The organism is Afipia dichlorophenoxyacetatis (assembly GCF_055386385.1).
In genome coordinates this window covers 2,920,579-2,938,317 of sequence record NZ_AP029250.1, presented here as the reverse complement: position 1 = coordinate 2,938,317, position 17,739 = coordinate 2,920,579, and the positions used below count along the sequence as shown (strand labels likewise).

The following is a 17,739-nucleotide window of genomic DNA, read 5'->3' as shown; positions in this document are numbered from 1 at the left end:
TAACGGCGTTCTTTTTAGTGCAGGCCAAAAGCAAACGCCTCAGGCCCCCAACTATTCCAACAACTGTATCAAATAGGTTCAGTCGCGAGCCATACGAAACACCAACCGAAGCTGTCGTCGCCCCTCGCCTCGCTATGCCGCGGCTTGCTGCTTGGCGAACCAGCGTCGCAACGCCACCAGCGCCCAAATGGCCTCCACAAGACCAAAAGGCCACGCCCCCTGCAGAAATCCGTAAGCCGATCCCAACGCGCAGGACAGGGCGAATCCAAAGATGAACCACGGACTACGGTCTTCCAGGGCATAGCAGACCAGCATTGCCGTCACGGCAAACAATCCGAATAACGTCAACCCGCCCACTGCCCACCGTCCTTCCTCTTTGCAACCCTTATGCCGCACATGTTATGCGACGACATGCCCGCCCCGATACACCCGCTGATTGAAGCCGCTGCGCACTGGCCACCACGAGGCGCCCTGATCGGGCTCGATCTCGGCACCAAGACCATTGGCGTCGCCGTGTCCGACCCCGACCGCAAACTGGCAACGGGGATCGAAACCATACACCGCAAGACCTTCACCGCTGATGCTGCCCGGCTGATCGAACTGGGCAATGAGCGCAAGGTGGTCGGCTTCATTCTTGGACTTCCCATCAACATGGATGGCAGCGAAGGACCTCGCGCTCAATCGACACGGGCCTTTGCCCGAAATTTTTCAAAGCTCACACCGCTCGCGATCGGCTTGTGGGATGAACGGCTGTCGACTGCCGCCGTCGAGCGCGAATTGATCGGAATGGATATGAGCCGCGCCAAGCGTGCCAAGGTGATTGACGAGCACGCAGCGATTTTCATCTTGCAAGGTGCCCTCGACCGCCTTGCCGCACTGGGCCGCACGGCCGGAGATCCGTGACCGATGCTGCCTGTGGTCGTGGCCATTGTGCCCATATTTCTGCTGATCGTGATGGGCTTCGTCCTTCGCCGCATCCTGCTCAAGGACGACGTGCTGTGGGACGGCACTGAACAACTCGTTTACTACGTGCTGTTTCCGGCGCTGCTGTTCCAGACGCTCGCCCGGGCCAAACTTGCGGAAGTCCCCTTCGCTGGTGTCGGCGGCGCGTTGCTGATCTCGGTGTTCCTGATGTCGGCGTTGTGTTTGGCGCTGCGGCCGCTGCTGATGAAACGGCTTGGTGTCAGCGGCCCTTCCTTCACGTCGATCTTTCAATGCTCCTGCCGCTGGCAGACTTATGTGGGGCTCGCGGTCGCTGGCAGTCTTTACGGCGCTGTCGGTCTCACCCTCGCCTCGGTGGCAATCGTCGCGATGATTCCGTTTCTCAACATCGCCGCCGTCTGGGTGCTGGCTCAGTATGCATCACCCATCCGGCTGTCCTGGCCCCGCATCCTTTTGACAATTGCCCAAAACCCTTTCATCTGGGCCTGCGCATTGGGTGGGGTGTTTAACCTGTCCGGACTCGAGCTCCCGACATGGATGAATGAATTCCTCGACGCGCTGAGCCACGCATCCCTCGCGATGGGTCTGCTTGTTGTCGGCGCAGGTCTGAAACTCAAGGGCGTATTCCGTCCGGATGCACCGACGATACTGGCGTGCTTCCTGAAACTGATTGTGATGCCGGCAATTGCCATCACGCTCGGCATCGCGTTCGGGCTTTCAGGAGTAAACCTCGCCATCGTCGCATGCTGCGCCTCGGTACCGACTGCATCGAGCGCCTACTTGCTCGCACGTCAGATGGGGGGTGACGCGCCACTGGTCGCGGAAGTCCTGACCCTCCAAACCGTGCTTGCCATTTTCACCATGCCAATCGCGATTGCGCTGGTGGCGTAGCGGTTAGATTGATGCGAGTGTCCGTCTACTTACCACGTGTAACGTAACGTGCCCGTTCCGGCGTATGTCTGGGAGTTTCCGGACAGTTCGGTATCGAACCGGGCGAGCACGGACCAAGCAGGCGTCATGAACAATTCGGCACCGGCCGAAGTGAGCAGCGTGTCCTTCGCCGGTGCTGCTCCACCGACAACGAAGCTCGAGCCGGGAAGCGACTGGAAGGCCGCCGTCAGGGTTGGATCACTAACCCAATCATGAGCCCATGCGAGGCGACCGCGGAACGTAAGCAACGCATTTGAGTTGAGGAGCATCGTGCGATCATAGCGCATACCAAGTTCGCTCCGCGTATCGGTTGCGTCACGCGAGCCGTATGACAATGCCAGCGCTCCACCAGCAACGTCCGTCTCGTTGTAGCCCGGGGTGTGGAAAGCCTGTGCCTGCACGGCGGCATATGGCGTGATACCGCCAAACAACGTCGTGAAGCGATAGCCGCCTTCCAGCCGCCCGCCGTAGCTCTGCGCACCGAAGTTTCCCATGAGATGGTCGCCGGCCAATGCAAAACGGTCGGTCGACATCCAGTGGTTGGCAAATGCGAACGCGGCGGCCGCATAGGCGTTTCCCCATTGTTTCGAACCGTAGACCCCCGCCTGAAAGGCATCGCTTTTGCCGCCACCGAGCCCACCGGTAAGACCCCAGCTGGTACCGGCTCCGGCAAAAGCAAAGCCCACGGCTGTGTCAGGCGAGAAGTGATAGTCGGCTCCGCCGGCAGAGCCATAGATACGCGCAGTGCTATCATGCGAACCGGATGCGATGTCTCCGCCGGTTTTGCTGGAGCCGCCGAAGCCGGAAGCCCATATATTCCACTGTGGCTCGAAGGATTGCGGTTCTTTGATCGCTGACTTGAACACAGAAGCATAAGCGCGAGCAACATCAGGCGACATGTCACGCTCCGCGGCAAAACCGAGTGCGGGCCCTCCGCCGGCCCGTCCCGTGCCGCCCATCGCGGGATCGAGCATGACCCCGAAGAACCTGTTCATGAGCTGGAACGCGCCCTGCTGCGCGCCCGTTGCCGCTTCTCCTGAAGCCTGCGACAGCGCATCGCCAAGACGGCTGCCGCTGAGACTGAAGATATTGGAGAAACTGGACGGCAGCATACCGCCATTGTTGAAGTAATCATTGATCGTATTGGCGACGTTCTGCTGGTTACGCCCAAGCCGCTGCCCCGCGCCGAGAGCCGCCGACGAGATCGTCAGCACCGCGTCGTTGGCCGTGTAACCGAGCGAGGTGACGAAACCCGGCATGCTTGTCTGCAGCGTATCGAACGTGGTGCCGCCCAATCCACCAGCCGCAGAAAGGAGAGTATAATTGCCCTTCCGATAATTTCCGGAAGCAAAACCGACATAGGCGGTGCCGGCGAGGTTTGCCGTCCCGGTGATATTTGTGTGTCCGGCGGCTGTCGGCGAAATTTGTACGGCGTATGTTGCGCCGGTGTCGAACGTGAGGTTGCCATTCACTGACAGAGCCGTGTTGGTACTGCCGGGGGCCAGCGTGCCGCCGCCGGCAATAACCGTTGACGGGAGGAAGCCAGAGCCACCAATCAAACCGCCCGCGTTCACTTGGACTCCACTTGACGACACGATCGAGCCATCGACCAACAAGCGTCCACCGTTGACCGTCGTTGCACCGGTGAAAGAGTTGGTGCCCGAGAGCACCAGCGTGCCGGTGCCAGCCTTGGTCAACGCCGTCGCCGCACTTCCGTTCTCAATAACACCACTGAAGATCGTCGAGCTGTTGTTGCCGTTGGCTGTCAGCGTCGCCGCGCTCGCACCGCTGTTGGTGACCGTCCCGGCTCCGGCCAGCGCGCCGATCGCCTGATCGAAGCCATTAATGTCCAGGAAGCTGTTCGCCGTCACCGTTGTCGTCGAATTGGCGCTCAATGTATTAGCTCCGCCGGCCTTCAGTGTCGCCGCGGCACTCGACGTTCCATTGCCGACGAAGGTGTCCGCGGTGTAGGCGTTCGGGCCGTTCAGCGTGAGCACGTCAACGGTCGCACTGGCGGATGTGCCAAGGATGTTGATGTCACCTGAGCCGGCAATGGTGTTCAGCGAGTTCGCACCGGTGACGGCAATATTCGGATCGCCCCAGACATTGACGGTATTGGTGATCTGCACGCCTGCAAGATGTAGTGTCGTATTGGGATCGAGCATCACGGCTCCGGTCCCGAGCGCATCATTGTTCGCCAGACTCAACGTTCCCGCGGCAACTCGCGTGCCGCCACTATAGGAATTGGCGCCGGACAACGTCAGGTCGCCGGTCCCGGCCTTCACGATCATGCCGCCGGTCGCCCCGGAAATAGAACACGCCGTGCCGCCTGCGCCGCAATCGCTGATCGTACCGCTGACCGTCGTGCTTTGATTATTGCCACCAACGATCAGCGCGTTGCTGCCGAGATAAAAGTTTCCAGCGCCCGCGATCGAGCCGGCGCTGATTTTGTGGTCGCCGTTAGGCCCGCTGCTGGCGGAGAAATCGACCTTACCACCTGCGTCGTTCGTGATCGCCGCATTTCCGGCCGTGCTGGTGTTGCTGAAGAAAAGCATGCCGCTGTTGGTGATCGCTGCGTCGCCCGCGGTGCTCGCATCCAGGAACGACACGAAATTGCTGTTGTTCAGGGCAACATTGCCAGCGTTGGTGCTATTTCTGACGAACACAAGACCTGCATTGTCGATGGTGGTCACCGCGCCCAGATCGGTGTTGATCAATTGAAGAGTGCCGACATTGCCGACCGTCACGTTGCCGACGATGCTGCCCTTGGCGGTGGCGTCGCCCAGCACCAACAATCCGCCATTGACCGTCGTGCCGCCGGTGTAGGTGTTGGCCCCGGTGAGCGTCAGCGTGCCGCTTCCGCTCTTCACCAGCGCGCCGCCGGTCGCTCCGGGCGTGTTGCAAGCGGTTCCGCCCGCGCCGCAATCGCTGATGACGCCACTGACCGTCGTATTGAAACCATCATTGAGCGTGAGGGTGTTACTGCCCAGATAGAAATTGCCGGCGCCCGCAAGACCCGCGGCGTTGAGCTTGCCGTCACCTGCGGGACCCGTGCTCCCAGAGAAATCGACCAGGCCGCCCGCATTGTTCGTGATGAGAGCATTGATGGGATTCGTGTTGTTGTGAAACTCCGTGACACCGGAATTATCGATACGTTGAATCCCGCTCAGATTCCCGTTGACGGCGCTGAACGTCGTCCCGCTTCCGACGTTCACGCTGCCGACGATGCTGCCGGCCGTCACCGCGTCACCGATTTGCACCTTTCCCGCGCTGATCGTCGTGCCGCCGGTATAGGTGTTGGCGCTCGTGATCGTCAGCGTACCCGTACCGATCTTGACCAGCGATCCGCCGACAGCGCCAGCGTTCTGGCAATCGTTCCCACTCGCGCCGCAGTCGCTGACGACACCACTCAGCGTCGTATCCTGGTTGTTGCCGCCTATGGAGAGCGCATTGCTGCCCAGATAGACATTGCCATCACCGATGATCGCGCCAATGCTGAGCTTGTGATCGCTATTCGGGCCGCTGCTCCCCGAGAAGTCGACCACGGCCCCAGCATTGTTCGTGATGACAGCGTTGCCGCCCGTGCTGGTGTTGCCGAAATTGATGACACCCCCGTTGTTGTTCTGGATCGTCGCGCTGCCCCCGGTGCTGCTGCCGGTGAAATTGACGATATGGTTGTTGGTGATGCTGGCGTTCTCAGCGTCGCTACCGCCACCAATGCCGAGGGTACCGCCGTTGACGATGGTGGCGTGGCCAAGCTGGCTGGCATTGAAGTCGACAACAGCCGTGGATGTCAGATTGTTGATTATGGCGTTATTGGCGGTCGAGTGCGACTCGAAGGAGACAGCACCGTTGCCGCTGTTGTTGATGACGACATTCCCCGCCGTCGCGGCGTTCGAAAATGTCAGGAAGTAATCGTTGCTGAGGGTAACGGTGTTGCTGCCGTTATTGATGATACCGGCGCCGGAGAGAAGCAGAGCGGCAGGAAGGGTCACGTTGTAGGAGTAGTTGGGCGCGCCGGCGTCGAACGTCCAACCCCGCATGATAAGAGTGCCAAAGGGCAACGATGACGACAGGTTTGTATTACCCGACGCGCCGAAATTAGCTACTCCGGTTGGAACGGCTCCGCCGGCCCAGTTGGCAGGGTCGCTGACGTCACCGGATACGCCGCCGATCCAGGTCGCATCCTGCGCACGCGCCGCGCCGGACGGCAGCACAAGAGCGACGGCGAGCGCGAAGGCCGCAAATTTCCCCGCAAGTACGAAACGTGAGCTCGTCGTCCAGAGCGCTCCGTTTGACAGCCCGATACCCTCCCGAAGAAGGATTGCCTCTCCCCGCATTTCACCCTCTCGCGAGCCGTACGCGCGCGCACCGCACTCGCTGAACCGAATGCGGCACCGTATCGGGAGGATTGAGATTTTCTATCGCGCTGGAACAGCCGCTGTTTGGCTAACGAACCGTTAGCCTGCGCGTAATGCCGACGACTGCCGACTCAGACCGAGGTTCAGTTCTGGCCCGCGCGGCCGTTCGGCCATCGATAGCGACGCGCGGCTGCAATAGCCGCAGCAACCGCCGGGCTGTGCGGCCGGCCGGCGACCGTTGCCAGGCTGATCTGCCGAAATACTTCCGGGTCCACCAGCGGGCGCATTTCGAGACCGGACAGCAGCGGCAGATATTCGGGCATCACCGCGCAGCCGAGACCGGCCCGGACCAGCGACTGGATCCAGTCTTCACGCTCCCCGACATAGCGGACATTGACAGCGTCATAGGGCTTGGCGACGCCGAGGCGAGCCAGGTTCGAGGGAAATTCACAATGCAGACGCTTAACATAGTCTTCACCCTCAAGCTCACGCATCGGCACCGTCTTCATTTTGCTGAAGCGATGGCCGGGACCAAAGGAGATGTAGAATGCCTCCCGAAACAGCGGCGTCATACGAATTCGCTCGTCGAGTTCAGGCGAACTGGTCAGAGCGACGTCGATCTCGCCGCCGAGCAGCGCGCCTTCCAGCTCTTCGCAATTGGCTTCCCAGATATGGAGTTCAAGCTCGGACGCCTGATCCCGCAAGGCGGTGAGATAGCCGGTCAGCAAGTTTGCACCGATCGACGCAAATATGCCTAGCTTCAGCCGCGACCCCGTAAGCCTCGTATAATCCTTAGCCTCGCGTTTCGCTGCATCGGCGGCGCGGCTCATGATCGAAAAATGCTCAATCATGAGCCGGCCGAGATCTGTTAAATGCGTTAGGTGCCGCTCGCGCCGAAAAAGTTGCCCGCCTAACTCTTCCTCCAATTGCCGGATTGCACGACTAAGCGAGGGCACGCTCACGCCGCACTGCTCGGCGGCGCGCGTGAAATTCAGCGTCTCCCCCGCTTTGAGGAAGTACCGTATCTGATGCATTTCCATGATGAGAGCCTGATCAGTCCCAAGAATGGCTTCGGCTGATTGTAACCGCATTGGTGGACACATCGCCAGCGCGGTGTGTTGAACCTGTCACCGGGACGAATCTCCAGGGTCGGTTGCTGCTCACGAATAGTGCGCAAGCCAGAAGGTTTGCACCGTCGCAGCCAGATTGTTGATCCCGTGCAGGATCACCGGCAGCAGCAGCGAGTTGCTGCGATAGCGCAGGAAACCGAACAGCAGGCCGATCGAAAACACCTGCGCGAGGAAATACCAGTTGTATTGCATGTGCATCGCGGTCCACACCGCTGACGACAACAGGATGGCGCCGAGCGGCCGCAGAAACGATTCCGACCATCCACGATAGAGAAATCCGCGCGCGAGCAGTTCCTCAGTCAGAGGCGCCGCGACGCAGAAGGCAAACACCAGGAGCCAAAGCGCCCCATCACTCTGCGCGGTCTTGAGCACATCCACCATGAAGCCCGGCGAACTCTCGCGCCCCATCAGATGGCTGATGCCCTCCCAGGCCAGCAGCAAAAGAACGAGCCCGGCGATACCCACACCAAGCATCCGCCACGATGGCCAGCGCAGCGCCAGATAATCGGCGAACGGCACGCCCGACCAGCGCGTTGCGATCCACAGCGCCAGCAAGATCGCCGGCAATCCCATGATGACCGACAGGGAAATCACCCGGCCATTCGCAGCCAGCGTCATCACGGAATTCAGGTCGAACGGCTCGCCACTGACGAAGATAAAATAGAGCACGCCAGCAACCTGCCCGGCGAACATCGCCACGAACAGAACAAGTCCCCACACGCTGGTTCCGAAGAACTTCCAGACCCGCGGCTCACGGCTATTGCCGGGTGGAGAAACGGGTGCAAGATCGGTCGGGCCTTCAGCAACGCTCATGATCACTCCAATAAAAGATGTCTGTCGTTCTCAACACTTCAGGCCGGTAGCGCACGATCGAGCAGTCCGCGGATATTGTCGTCGGACAGATCCACCGCGCCATAGAGATGACCGTGCTCGGCGACGAGCCGCGTCGTTGCGAACAGTTCGGCATGCCTGGGCGAAACTTCATTGAGTGCGGCAGTGGCCGCGACCAGAGCGAGGATCTCCACCGCAAGGCGCGCGACCCGCTCGGCATCCGGCTGACGGAAAGCCTTTGCGATGAAGGCCACCGCCTCGACAACGCCCGGCACGCCCGAGGTTTGATCGACAAGCGTGCGCAAGACATCGGCTGCCGCATCTGCCTCGCGTGACAGCGCCCGCAGCACGTCAAGACACATGACATTGCCGGAGCCCTCCCAAATGGCGTTAACGGGGGACTCGCGATAATGCCGGGCGAGAATGCCTTCCTCGACATACCCGTTGCCACCCACGCACTCCATCGCTTCATACAAAAATCCCGGTGCGCTCTTGCAGGTCCAGTATTTCACCACCGGCGTCAACAGGCGCATATAGGCCGCTTCCGCCCTCTCCGACGGTGCGCGGTCGAACGAGCGGCATAGCCGCATCACCAACGCAGTAGACGCCTCCACATGCAGCGCCATGTCAGCCAGGACGTTCTTCATCAAAGGCTGATCGACGAGATGCTTTTGAAACACGCTGCGGTGACGCGCATGATGGAGCGCGTGGGCAAGCCCTGAGCGCATCAAACCAACGGACGCCAGCGCGCAGTCCTGCCGCGTCAGCGACACCATCTGGATGATGGTTGGGACACCACGCCCCTCCTCGCCGAGCCGCAACGCATACGCATTGTCGAACTCGACTTCTGACGACGCGTTGGACCGATTGCCGAGCTTGTCTTTCAGACGCTGAAAGTGAAGTCCGTTGACGCTGCCGTCCGGCGCAAATCGCGGCATGAAGAAGCATGTCAATCCGCCTTCCGCCTGCGCCAGGACGAGAAACGCGTCGCACATCGGCGCCGACATGAACCATTTATGCCCGGTGATGCGATAGGCGTCGCCGTCATCACGCTCGGCGCGCGTAATGTTGGCCCGCACATCGGTGCCGCCTTGCTTCTCGGTCATGCCCATGCCCGTGGTCATGCCGCGCTTCTGCCACCACGGGGCGAACGCTGGATCATATGTCTTCGTGCTCAGTACCGGCATGACCTTGGCGCGCAAGGCCGGATCGGTCCCGAGCGCGCCGACAGCCGCCCGCGTCATGGTGATCGGACACAGGTGCCCGGTCTCGACTTGCGACGCCATGAAAAACCGCGCACCACGCACGACTTCGGAAGCACCGCCTGCGGCCTCTCCGCTGTCATTCCATGTCGAGTTGTGAATACCCGCGTGAGCGCTGTATGCCATCAGTTCATGATAGGCCGGATGAAACTCGACCTCATCGCGGCGAAACCCACGCGCATCGAACAGTTTCAGCTTCGGCGTATTCTCATTGGCAAGACGGCCGCGCTGCGCCATCGCAGCCGAACCCCAATGCCTGCCGAATTCCGACAGCTCTGCCGCCGCCTCGCCGCCGCCATTTGCCGCGACTGCATCGACCAGCGGCCGGTCGAATGTAAACAGGTCAACATCCTCGAACGGCGGGGACTGATTGAAGACCTCACGGGTGCCGTGTCTGGCATCTGTCATCGTGTCCTCCGTTGTCTTCGCCAAAGCGTTTCATGCCCCATCATATCAACGTGACCGCGTCACCGGAAAATCGAAGGCCGTGTTCCCGCCGCCCGGCAGCGAGAAATGCCACCATTCCAGCCGATAGTTGACGAAACCTTGCTTTGCCATCGCCGAAACCAGGGTATCGCGCCATTTGCGCTGCTCCGGCGAGATCGCCTTCGAGGCGGTATGCGCCACCTCGTCGGAGCAGTCGTAACCCGTGCCCATGTCGACGCTGCTGTCGGGCGCGCGCCGGCTCTTGGGCGCCGTACAGTCAGCATAGTCCGCCTGCGGATCGAATGACGGCGACTGCGCAGCCGGTAATGTTACGAGGGTCAAATCCACCGCCTTGCCGGTGGAGTGGCCGGAGTGCCGCGCGATATAGCCGAGGCGGAACAAGTCTTCCTTGCGCATCTTCGGATTGTAGAGATGCTGTGCGGGCGTTTCATGGCCGTCCTGCGCCCATGCATACATGTCATCGACGGCGCGCTGCGGGCGATAGCAGTCGTACATCTTCAGCGAGAGCCCCCGCGGCGCAAGATCCTGCTGCACGCGCCTCAATGCTGCCGCCACACTGCGTGTGACGATGCATTCCCCGGCCTCATAGCCGCGAAGCCGGCGCCCGACGAAATTGTTGTCGGTGGCGTAACGCATGTCCTGGACGATGGTCGGATCGACCTCGCGCAGAAACACGAAATCCCCGGGCAATGCCTCGCCGGCGTGCGCTCCGAGCACGGGACTGCCGAGAGCGACGATCAGCAGCGCGGTTGTAAATTTCATGAAGCCTGCCCCGGTTTTGGTATAGGCCGGACAAACCCGGCAACGGCGGCGAAAATACGAAAATGTTCCGTTTACCCGCTCCTTCTGTTTACCCTGGCCCCCTATCGGCAGGGGAAAACTCTCGAGGAGCCGAATCCGCCTTGCCCGCCCGGGCAACACTGCCTATAGCTCTTGCTTTAATGACCCTTGCATCAAAATCGTCTTTTGTCCTCGGGCACCGGCATCTGCTGGGCATCGAAGGGCTTTCCGCCGCCGACATCACCGGCCTCCTGGATCTCTCCGAAGAATATGTCGAGTTGAATCGACAGGTGGACAAGAAGCGCACCAATCTCCGGGGGCGCACCCAGGTCAACCTGTTCTTCGAAGCCTCCACGCGAACACAATCCTCTTTTGAGCTCGCCGGTAAACGCCTCGGCGCCGACGTCATGAACATGTCCGTTTCCTCGTCCTCGATCCGGAAGGGTGAGACGCTCATGGACACGGCGGTGACGCTGAACGCCATGCATCCCGATATCCTGGTGGTGCGCCATCATGCCTCCGGCGCGGTGGAACTGCTGGCGCGGAAAGTTGACGGCTCCGTGATCAATGCCGGTGACGGTGCCCACGAACACCCGACCCAGGCGCTGCTTGATGCGCTGACCATCCGCCGCAACAAAGGCCACCTCGACGGCTTGCTGGTCGCGATCTGCGGCGACGTGCTGCACTCGCGCGTGGCGCGCTCCAACATCATCCTGCTCAACACCATGGGCGCGCGCGTCCGCGTCGTCGCCCCCTCCACGCTACTTCCACCCGGCATCGAGCGGATGGGCGTCGAGGTCGCGCGCGACATGCGCGAAGGCCTGGACGGCGCGGACATCGTCATGATGCTGCGGTTGCAGCGCGAGCGCATGAATGGTTCGTTCGTGCCATCGAGCTCTGAGTACTTCCACTACTTCGGTCTCGACCAGAACAAGCTCGCCTACGCCAAGCCGAATGCGCTGGTGATGCATCCGGGCCCGATGAACCGCGGCGTGGAAATCGACTCCATCGTGGCCGATGGTGCGCAATCACTGATCCGCGAACAGGTCGAAATGGGAGTGGCGGTGCGCATGGCGGTGCTTGAAGCACTCGCCCGCAACCTGCCGAACGCGTGACGCCATGCTGACAGAACGCCGCCCTATCCTCCTCGCCAACGCCCGCCTGATCGATCCATCGCGTGACCTCGACGGTTCCGGCGACGTGCTGATCGCCGACGGCATCATCCGCGATGCCCGTCGCGGCATCGGCGCGGCCGGTGTCCCCGAAGGCACAGACATTATAAATTGCGCCGGCAAGATCGTCGCCCCCGGCCTGATCGACATGCGTGCCTTCGTCGGCGAACCCGGCGCAGGCCATCGCGAGACGTTTGCGTCCGCAAGCCTCGCAGCTGCAGCCGGTGGCATCACCACCATCATCTGCCAACCGGACACCAATCCGGTGATCGACAATTCGGCGACCGTCGATTTCATCATGCGCCGTTCCCGCGACACCGCGATCGTCAACATTCATCCCATGGCCGCTTTGACCAAGGGAATGAAGGGCGAAGAGATGACGGAAATCGGTCTCCTCAAAGCAGCCGGCGCAGTCGCGTTCACCGATGGTGACAAGAGCCTGATGAATGCGCAGGTGATGCGCCGCGCACTGACTTATGCCCGCGATTTCGACGCGCTGATTGTCCAGCACACCGAAGATCCCAATCTCGTCGGCGAAGGCGTCATGAACGAGGGCGAATTCGCTTCGCGTCTCGGCTTGATGGGCATTCCAACGGCATCGGAAGCCATTGTGCTGGAACGCGACATGCGCCTCGTCGCTTTGACCGGCGGCCGGTATCACGCCGCGTCGCTGACCTGCGTCGAGTCGCTCGAAATCCTGAAGCGCGCACGCGACGCGGGCCTCAATGTCAGCGCATCCGCCTCGATCAATCATCTGACGCTGAACGAAAACGATATCGGCCCGTATCGCACGTTCCTCAAGCTGTCACCGCCGCTGCGCACCGAAGACGATCGCAGGGCGCTGGTTGCCGCGGTGGCATCGGGTCTGATCGACGTCGTCATGTCTGACCACAATCCGCAGGACGTCGAGGTCAAGCGTCTCCCGTTTGCGGAAGCCGCCTCCGGAGCCATTGGCCTTGAGACCATGCTGCCCGCAGGCCTGCGGCTCGTTCATTCAGGTGACCTTGAACTCAAGGCCCTCATCCGTGCGATGTCCACGCGTCCAGCGGAACTGCTCGGCCTGCCCGGAGGTTCATTGCGTGCGGGTGCACCCGCCGATGTCATCGTGATCGATCTCGATACACCCTGGATTGTCGATCCGGCCGACCTCAAGTCGCAAAGCAAGAACACGCCGTTCGACGAGGCTCGGTTCTCTGGACGCGTGGCCCGCACCATTGTCGGCGGCCGCACCGTTTATGAACATGTGTGAGGACGCATGATCAGCACCCTCCTGCTCGCCCTTGTCTTTGGCTATCTCTGCGGCTCCATCCCGTTTGGGCTGATCCTGACCAAGCTCGCTGGGACGCAGGATCTGCGTTCGATCGGTTCGGGCAACATCGGTGCAACCAACGTGCTGCGCACCGGCAACAAGGGCCTCGCTGCGGCGACACTGATCGGCGACATGCTGAAGGGCACCGTGGCCGTCATCGTCGCGGGCCAGTTCGCCGGACCAGATGCCGCCATGGCCGCGGGCCTTGGCGCCTTCCTCGGTCACCTCTTCCCGATCTGGCTGAAGTTCAAGGGCGGCAAAGGTGTTGCCACCTACATCGGCGTCCTGCTCGGATTGTTCTGGCCCGCCGCGCTGGCCTTCTGCGCGATCTGGCTCGCGGTCGCGTTTATCTTCCGCTACTCATCGCTCGCGGCCCTGATTGCAAGTGCCGTCGTGCCGTTGATGCTGTTCTGGTCGCAGCACCAGACCCTCGCCGCGCTATTCGCCGTTCTCTCCGCACTGCTGTGGATCATGCACCGCGCCAACATCAAGCGGCTGCGCGAAGGCACCGAGGGCAAGATCGGCCAAAAGGGCTAGCAATCTGTCAGATGGCGGACGCATCCAGCGCGTAATATCGCGACGCGTCGGCATTCAAACTCAGCAAAGAGTAATCCGATATGCTCCATCTGCGTGTATCGGGATCGCCTGACCAGCCACCCATCGTTTTCCTCCACGCGCTTGCAACAAGTGGATGGATGTGGGGCGAACAAACCAGCAGTCTGCAGGATTTTCACTGCATCGCTCCAGACTTACCCGGTCACGGCCACAGCCGCACCATCCCGTGGCGCTCCCTTGAAGACACCGCCGATCTCATCGCCGAGATCATCCGCACGACTGCGGGTGGGAAAGCGCACGTCGTCGGCCTGTCGCTCGGCTCCTATGTCGGCCTCACGCTTCTGTCGAGACATCAAGACCTTGTCACGACCGCCCTATTGAGCGGCATCAACGTGTTGCCACTTCCGAACCCGTCGCTCATGACTGCGTTTGCTTATGTGATCGCGCCCCTCGCAAAGACATCGCTGGGCGCCCGCCTCAATGCGCGCGCGTTGAGGATTCCAGAGACATATATTGAGGAATACCGTCAGTCGCTGCGGCAGTTTTCCATCCGCAGCTTTATCGCGGCAAACCGCGACGCCATCACCTTCACCTTACCTGCAAACGCGGCCACCATCGCAACCCCCACGCTCATTGCAGCCGGCGAGCGCGAACATTCGCTGATCAAGGGTTCGATGGCCACGCTTGAAAAGACCCTGCCCAATTCACGAACCTTGCAGGTCAAGGACACCGGCCATGGGTGGCCCGCCGAGCGGCCGGACCTGTTCACCGCAACGGTCAGGGCCTGGTGCACGAGGCGCGAGATTGTCAGCGAGCTGACGGCGCCGCCTGCATAATTTTCGCGACCTGCCGATTGTTCCATCCCCCTACATCGGCGACAATACCGTCAGGGGGAGCACGTGAACTTACAGTCAGACAACACCCACACGCTGACCGACGCAGAGCGGATCGACTGGCTGCGGTTGATCCGCAGCGAGAATGTCGGACCACGTACCTTTCGCTCGCTCGTCAATCATTTCGGAAGTCCGCGCGCCGCACTTGAGCGGCTGCCAAACCTTGCGCTTCGCGGTGGCGCCGGACGACCGGGACGCATCTGCACCTTGGATGAAGCCGAGCGGGAAATCACCGCCAGCGCCAGGCTTGGCGTCTCGCTGCTCGCGCCCGGCGAAAACGGTTATCCGCCTCGCCTCGCGTTGATCGACGACGCGCCGCCGCTGCTCGGCGTCCGCGGCTCGCACGATGTCGAAATGCGTCCGATGATCGGCATCGTCGGCTCGCGCAATGCATCCGGTGCCGGCCTCAAATTCGCGCAAATACTCGCGAGCGATCTTGCCGAAGAAGGATTTGTCATCGCGTCGGGACTGGCGCGCGGCATTGATGCCGCAGCTCATCGCGTTACCTGCAAGACCGGCACCGTCGCTGTGCTGGCAGGCGGCCACGACAGGATCTATCCGCCGGAACATGACGAACTGCTTGCTTCGATCATCGGCGCCAACAGCGGCGCGATTTCAGAAATGCCGTTCGGTCACAGTCCGCGTGCGCGGGATTTCCCTCGCCGCAACCGGCTGATTTCGGGTGTTGCCCTCGGCGTCGTGATCGTCGAAGCGGCGCATCGGTCGGGCTCGCTGATCACCGCACGCTTTGCCAATGAGCAAGGCCGCGAGGTGTTCGCCGTACCAGGCTCGCCGCTCGATCCACGCGCAGCGGGAACGAACGACCTCATCAAGCAAGGCGCGACGCTGATCACGAGCGCGGCCGATGTGGTCGATGCCGTACGCCCGATCATGGGGCGGCCGCTCGAATTGCCGCTTAATGAGGACGCAGATGATTTCATTGATGGCGAACCGCACAGCGGCGAGCGCGCTCAGATCATCAACCTGCTCGGGCCCTCGCCCGTCAGCATCGACGATCTGCTTCGTCTCACGGGTGTGTCGCCTGCCGTGGTGCGGACCGTGTTGCTTGAGCTTGAACTCGCAGGACGCTTGGAACGTCAGGGCGGCGGAATGGTGTCGCTGATCTGACCAGCGCCCCGATCAGTCGGCCTCGTTGCGCTGATCGAAGCGCTCTCAGATTCGCCCCTTGTACATCAGGTGAAGGACCAGCACGAGATCGTTGGCATCCACCAGCCGATACGGATCGATCCAGTCCTCGCACTGATAGAACAAGTCCACCGCCTCCTCCCGGCGATGGAGCCAGTGGTGGAAGTAGTAATGCTCGGCCCCGGACAGGGCGACCATGTGCTCGATGTCCTCGCCCAGCGCGACGTATTCGAGCCTCGCCGCCTTGTGCTCCGCCGAGCCCGCCGCGGTGGCGGCCAGCTCCAGCTTCGCCGCCTTCTTACGGACGAAGGCCTCGAGCAAGGCGTCGCGGCGTTTGAAGCCGGGCAGCGCCGCAAGGTGCTCTGGGAGAGGCCAGTCGTCGGTGGTGTTGAGGCGGTCGTTGGCGATCTTGAACAGCTCGTTGGTGATGTCGTCCGACTCGGTCTCGCGCGCACCGGTCGCCACCGAGTTGCCGATCTGGTGCATGTCCTGGAAGACGATGGCGTTCTGCCGGTACACCGCGGCGGCGCCCGACGTGACGAACGAGTCCCAGCGCCTCGCGTCGAAGGCGCGGAAGCACATCAGATCGATAGTGAAGAACGCGCCGCGGTTGGCGTTGTGGGCAAGCACAGCGCCGAAGTCGGGGCCGCCGTACTCGCCTTGCAGCTCAGCGGAGGGCGCGCGGAAGATCTCGATCGGGCGGTTGTTGAGTTCGACCGAGAACCGCATGGCCTTGAGGATCAGATCGTAATCGTGCGCCAGCTCGGTCTCGAGGGAGGCGTAGGCTGGGCCGACCACCTCGACGAGCTTGCCGAGGGTCACCGTCCATGTCTGGACGGCGAGGTCGAAGTACGCCTCGAGGCGGGACCACCCGAGCTCGGAGAGCCGGGCGCGGAGCTTAGTGTAGGCCTCAGGGGACGCCACGCCGAACTTGCCGCCGGCGACCGGGATAGCGAGGAGCGTGGCGAGGAGCTCCGCGTCCTGAAGGTTGTCCGCGACGTCGTCGAGGAGCACGTTGAAGAGAACGAGCGCGACCTTGATGTCGGCGATCACCTCTTCGGACGCGACCAGCGCCGCGTCGCCGTGATAAAAGTCATAGGTGACGCTCTTGATGTTGAAGCGGCACCAGGGCCAGAGGATGGGGTTCCGGGTCTTGATCGGCAGCGGAGCATCGCCGCGACCGAGCTCGCCGGTCACCGCGTTGTAGCGGTTGAGGAGGCGATCGAGCCACTCCCCTCTCCGCTCCTTGGCGATGCGGAGCACCGAGCCGAACACGTTCTCGGCGGTGAGCAGCTTCTGCACGTCCGCCGGTACATTGGCACTGGCCCGCCAGAAGCCGAGGCAGGGAGCCACGTGGATGGCCGTCACGCTCGCCTTGAGGACGATGTCGCGCAGCTCCGCGTCGTGCGGGAACGCCAGCAGCGAGGCGCGGTAGCGCCGGAGGTAAGTGGCGAGCTCGCGAGAGACCTGGGGATCTTCGAGGTATTCGAGCGCGAGCGGCGACGCGAGGAGCTTCTCGAGGCTGTCGGCGTAGCCGACGAGGCGGGCCTGCTCGTCGGCGTCGCCTGCCGTGAGCGACCGAGCGCGGAGTTCGTCGCTCGTGCCTCGGATGAGACCCTTGGCATCCTCGGTGACCGTGTGCGCCGAGCGGGCCCCGCCCTGCGTCGGCAGGATGCTGCGGAAGCGCGCGGAGACAGCCTCGAAATCATGATCAGGCTGTGACGAGCGCAAGGACGGTGAGGATACGAACGGAAGCGGAGCGGGCTCGTCCTCACCCTCGAATAATGTCGAGATGGGCTGGCGACCGCTGTCAGGAGCTAACAATTCGGGGTTCTTACTGAGATTCTGATCGCCGTCCGCCATGGATCTCTTTCGAATTGGGCAAGCCGAGTTGGCTCAGAGATTCCGATAGGCGCAATAAGTTTCGCCGCGGTTGATGCAATCCACGGCATTTATCTGACGTCCTTCTTTGCAGAAAATT

At 61.8% G+C, this 17,739-nt stretch carries 14 protein-coding genes; 7 read left to right on the top strand and 7 right to left on the bottom strand.

The genetic code is table 11. The annotated features are described in order from the left end of the window. Positions 1 to 132: 132 nt before the first annotated feature. The gene (locus ACZ5C3_RS13830; RefSeq protein ID WP_464038199.1) at positions 133 to 357 is read right to left on the bottom strand and encodes a hypothetical protein; all 225 of its coding nucleotides are present in this window, start codon (positions 355 to 357) and stop codon (positions 133 to 135) included. A 54-nt stretch (positions 358 to 411) separates the two neighbouring features. Between ACZ5C3_RS13830 and ruvX the strand changes: the two genes are divergently transcribed. Continuing rightward, entirely contained in the window at positions 412 to 903 is a 492-nt protein-coding gene (gene ruvX, locus ACZ5C3_RS13825) for a Holliday junction resolvase RuvX (RefSeq protein WP_464038198.1), read from the top strand. Between the two features lie 3 nt (positions 904 to 906). After that, positions 907 to 1,833 carry an AEC family transporter gene (locus tag ACZ5C3_RS13820; RefSeq protein WP_464038197.1) on the top strand — a complete coding sequence of 309 codons (927 nt, stop codon included), beginning with the start codon at positions 907 to 909 and terminating at the stop codon, positions 1,831 to 1,833. Positions 1,834 to 1,862: 29 nt separating this feature from the next. Here ACZ5C3_RS13820 and ACZ5C3_RS13815 read toward each other — a convergent pair whose 3' ends face one another. The 5 genes from ACZ5C3_RS13815 to ACZ5C3_RS13795 all read right to left on the bottom strand — a co-directional run bounded on the left by ACZ5C3_RS13815 (position 1,863) and on the right by ACZ5C3_RS13795 (position 10,665). Then, on the bottom strand, positions 1,863 to 6,212 hold the full coding sequence (locus ACZ5C3_RS13815) for an autotransporter outer membrane beta-barrel domain-containing protein (RefSeq protein ID WP_464044763.1): 4,350 nt from the start codon (positions 6,210 to 6,212) through the stop codon (positions 1,863 to 1,865). Positions 6,213 to 6,376: 164 nt separating this feature from the next. Further along, positions 6,377 to 7,273, bottom strand: coding sequence for a LysR family transcriptional regulator (locus tag ACZ5C3_RS13810; RefSeq protein WP_464044762.1), 897 nt, complete (start codon positions 7,271 to 7,273; stop codon positions 6,377 to 6,379). A gap of 120 nt (positions 7,274 to 7,393) precedes the next feature. Beyond that, positions 7,394 to 8,176, bottom strand: a complete 783-nt coding sequence (locus tag ACZ5C3_RS13805) for a lysostaphin resistance A-like protein (protein ID WP_464038194.1) — start codon at positions 8,174 to 8,176, stop codon at positions 7,394 to 7,396. A 38-nt stretch (positions 8,177 to 8,214) separates the two neighbouring features. Further along, complete coding sequence (locus tag ACZ5C3_RS13800; RefSeq protein ID WP_464038193.1) at positions 8,215 to 9,864, bottom strand: acyl-CoA dehydrogenase family protein; 1,650 nt, start codon at positions 9,862 to 9,864, stop codon at positions 8,215 to 8,217. Positions 9,865 to 9,909: 45 nt separating this feature from the next. Beyond that, positions 9,910 to 10,665: a M15 family metallopeptidase gene (locus tag ACZ5C3_RS13795; protein ID WP_464038192.1), complete on the bottom strand. Its 756-nt coding sequence runs from the start codon at positions 10,663 to 10,665 to the stop codon at positions 9,910 to 9,912. Between the two features lie 179 nt (positions 10,666 to 10,844). On the opposite strand from ACZ5C3_RS13795, the gene ACZ5C3_RS13790 reads away from it, so the two are divergent. From ACZ5C3_RS13790 to dprA, 5 genes are all read left to right on the top strand, one after another. After that, entirely contained in the window at positions 10,845 to 11,798 is a 954-nt protein-coding gene (locus tag ACZ5C3_RS13790; RefSeq protein ID WP_464044761.1) for an aspartate carbamoyltransferase catalytic subunit, read from the top strand. A 4-nt stretch (positions 11,799 to 11,802) separates the two neighbouring features. Continuing rightward, positions 11,803 to 13,104, top strand: a complete 1,302-nt coding sequence (locus tag ACZ5C3_RS13785) for a dihydroorotase (RefSeq protein WP_464038191.1) — start codon at positions 11,803 to 11,805, stop codon at positions 13,102 to 13,104. Positions 13,105 to 13,110: 6 nt separating this feature from the next. Then, positions 13,111 to 13,701 carry a glycerol-3-phosphate 1-O-acyltransferase PlsY gene (gene plsY, locus ACZ5C3_RS13780; RefSeq protein ID WP_464038190.1) on the top strand — a complete coding sequence of 197 codons (591 nt, stop codon included), beginning with the start codon at positions 13,111 to 13,113 and terminating at the stop codon, positions 13,699 to 13,701. Positions 13,702 to 13,781: 80 nt separating this feature from the next. Further along, positions 13,782 to 14,555, top strand: coding sequence for an alpha/beta fold hydrolase (locus ACZ5C3_RS13775; protein ID WP_464038189.1), 774 nt, complete (start codon positions 13,782 to 13,784; stop codon positions 14,553 to 14,555). 63 nt (positions 14,556 to 14,618) lie between these two features. Beyond that, the gene (dprA, locus tag ACZ5C3_RS13770) at positions 14,619 to 15,740 is read left to right on the top strand and encodes a DNA-processing protein DprA (protein ID WP_464038188.1); all 1,122 of its coding nucleotides are present in this window, start codon (positions 14,619 to 14,621) and stop codon (positions 15,738 to 15,740) included. Between the two features lie 45 nt (positions 15,741 to 15,785). Here the strand turns inward: dprA and ACZ5C3_RS13765 are convergent, their stop codons facing one another. Continuing rightward, positions 15,786 to 17,621 carry a hypothetical protein gene (locus tag ACZ5C3_RS13765; RefSeq protein ID WP_464044760.1) on the bottom strand — a complete coding sequence of 612 codons (1,836 nt, stop codon included), beginning with the start codon at positions 17,619 to 17,621 and terminating at the stop codon, positions 15,786 to 15,788. Between the last annotated feature and the right edge of the window lie 118 nt (positions 17,622 to 17,739).

Coding starts and splice junctions, on each gene's coding strand:
- plsY (WP_464038190.1), top strand. CDS start 13,111: ATGATCAGCACCCTCCTGCTCGCCCTTGTCTTTGGCTATCTCTGCGGC.
- ACZ5C3_RS13810 (WP_464044762.1), bottom strand. CDS start 7,273: ATGGAAATGCATCAGATACGGTACTTCCTCAAAGCGGGGGAGACGCTG.
- ACZ5C3_RS13820 (WP_464038197.1), top strand. CDS start 907: ATGCTGCCTGTGGTCGTGGCCATTGTGCCCATATTTCTGCTGATCGTG.
- ACZ5C3_RS13800 (WP_464038193.1), bottom strand. CDS start 9,864: ATGACAGATGCCAGACACGGCACCCGTGAGGTCTTCAATCAGTCCCCG.
- ACZ5C3_RS13815 (WP_464044763.1), bottom strand. CDS start 6,212: ATGCGGGGAGAGGCAATCCTTCTTCGGGAGGGTATCGGGCTGTCAAAC.
- ACZ5C3_RS13805 (WP_464038194.1), bottom strand. CDS start 8,176: ATGAGCGTTGCTGAAGGCCCGACCGATCTTGCACCCGTTTCTCCACCC.
- ACZ5C3_RS13775 (WP_464038189.1), top strand. CDS start 13,782: ATGCTCCATCTGCGTGTATCGGGATCGCCTGACCAGCCACCCATCGTT.
- ACZ5C3_RS13785 (WP_464038191.1), top strand. CDS start 11,803: ATGCTGACAGAACGCCGCCCTATCCTCCTCGCCAACGCCCGCCTGATC.
- ACZ5C3_RS13795 (WP_464038192.1), bottom strand. CDS start 10,665: ATGAAATTTACAACCGCGCTGCTGATCGTCGCTCTCGGCAGTCCCGTG.
- ACZ5C3_RS13765 (WP_464044760.1), bottom strand. CDS start 17,621: ATGGCGGACGGCGATCAGAATCTCAGTAAGAACCCCGAATTGTTAGCT.
- ruvX (WP_464038198.1), top strand. CDS start 412: ATGCCCGCCCCGATACACCCGCTGATTGAAGCCGCTGCGCACTGGCCA.
- ACZ5C3_RS13790 (WP_464044761.1), top strand. CDS start 10,845: ATGACCCTTGCATCAAAATCGTCTTTTGTCCTCGGGCACCGGCATCTG.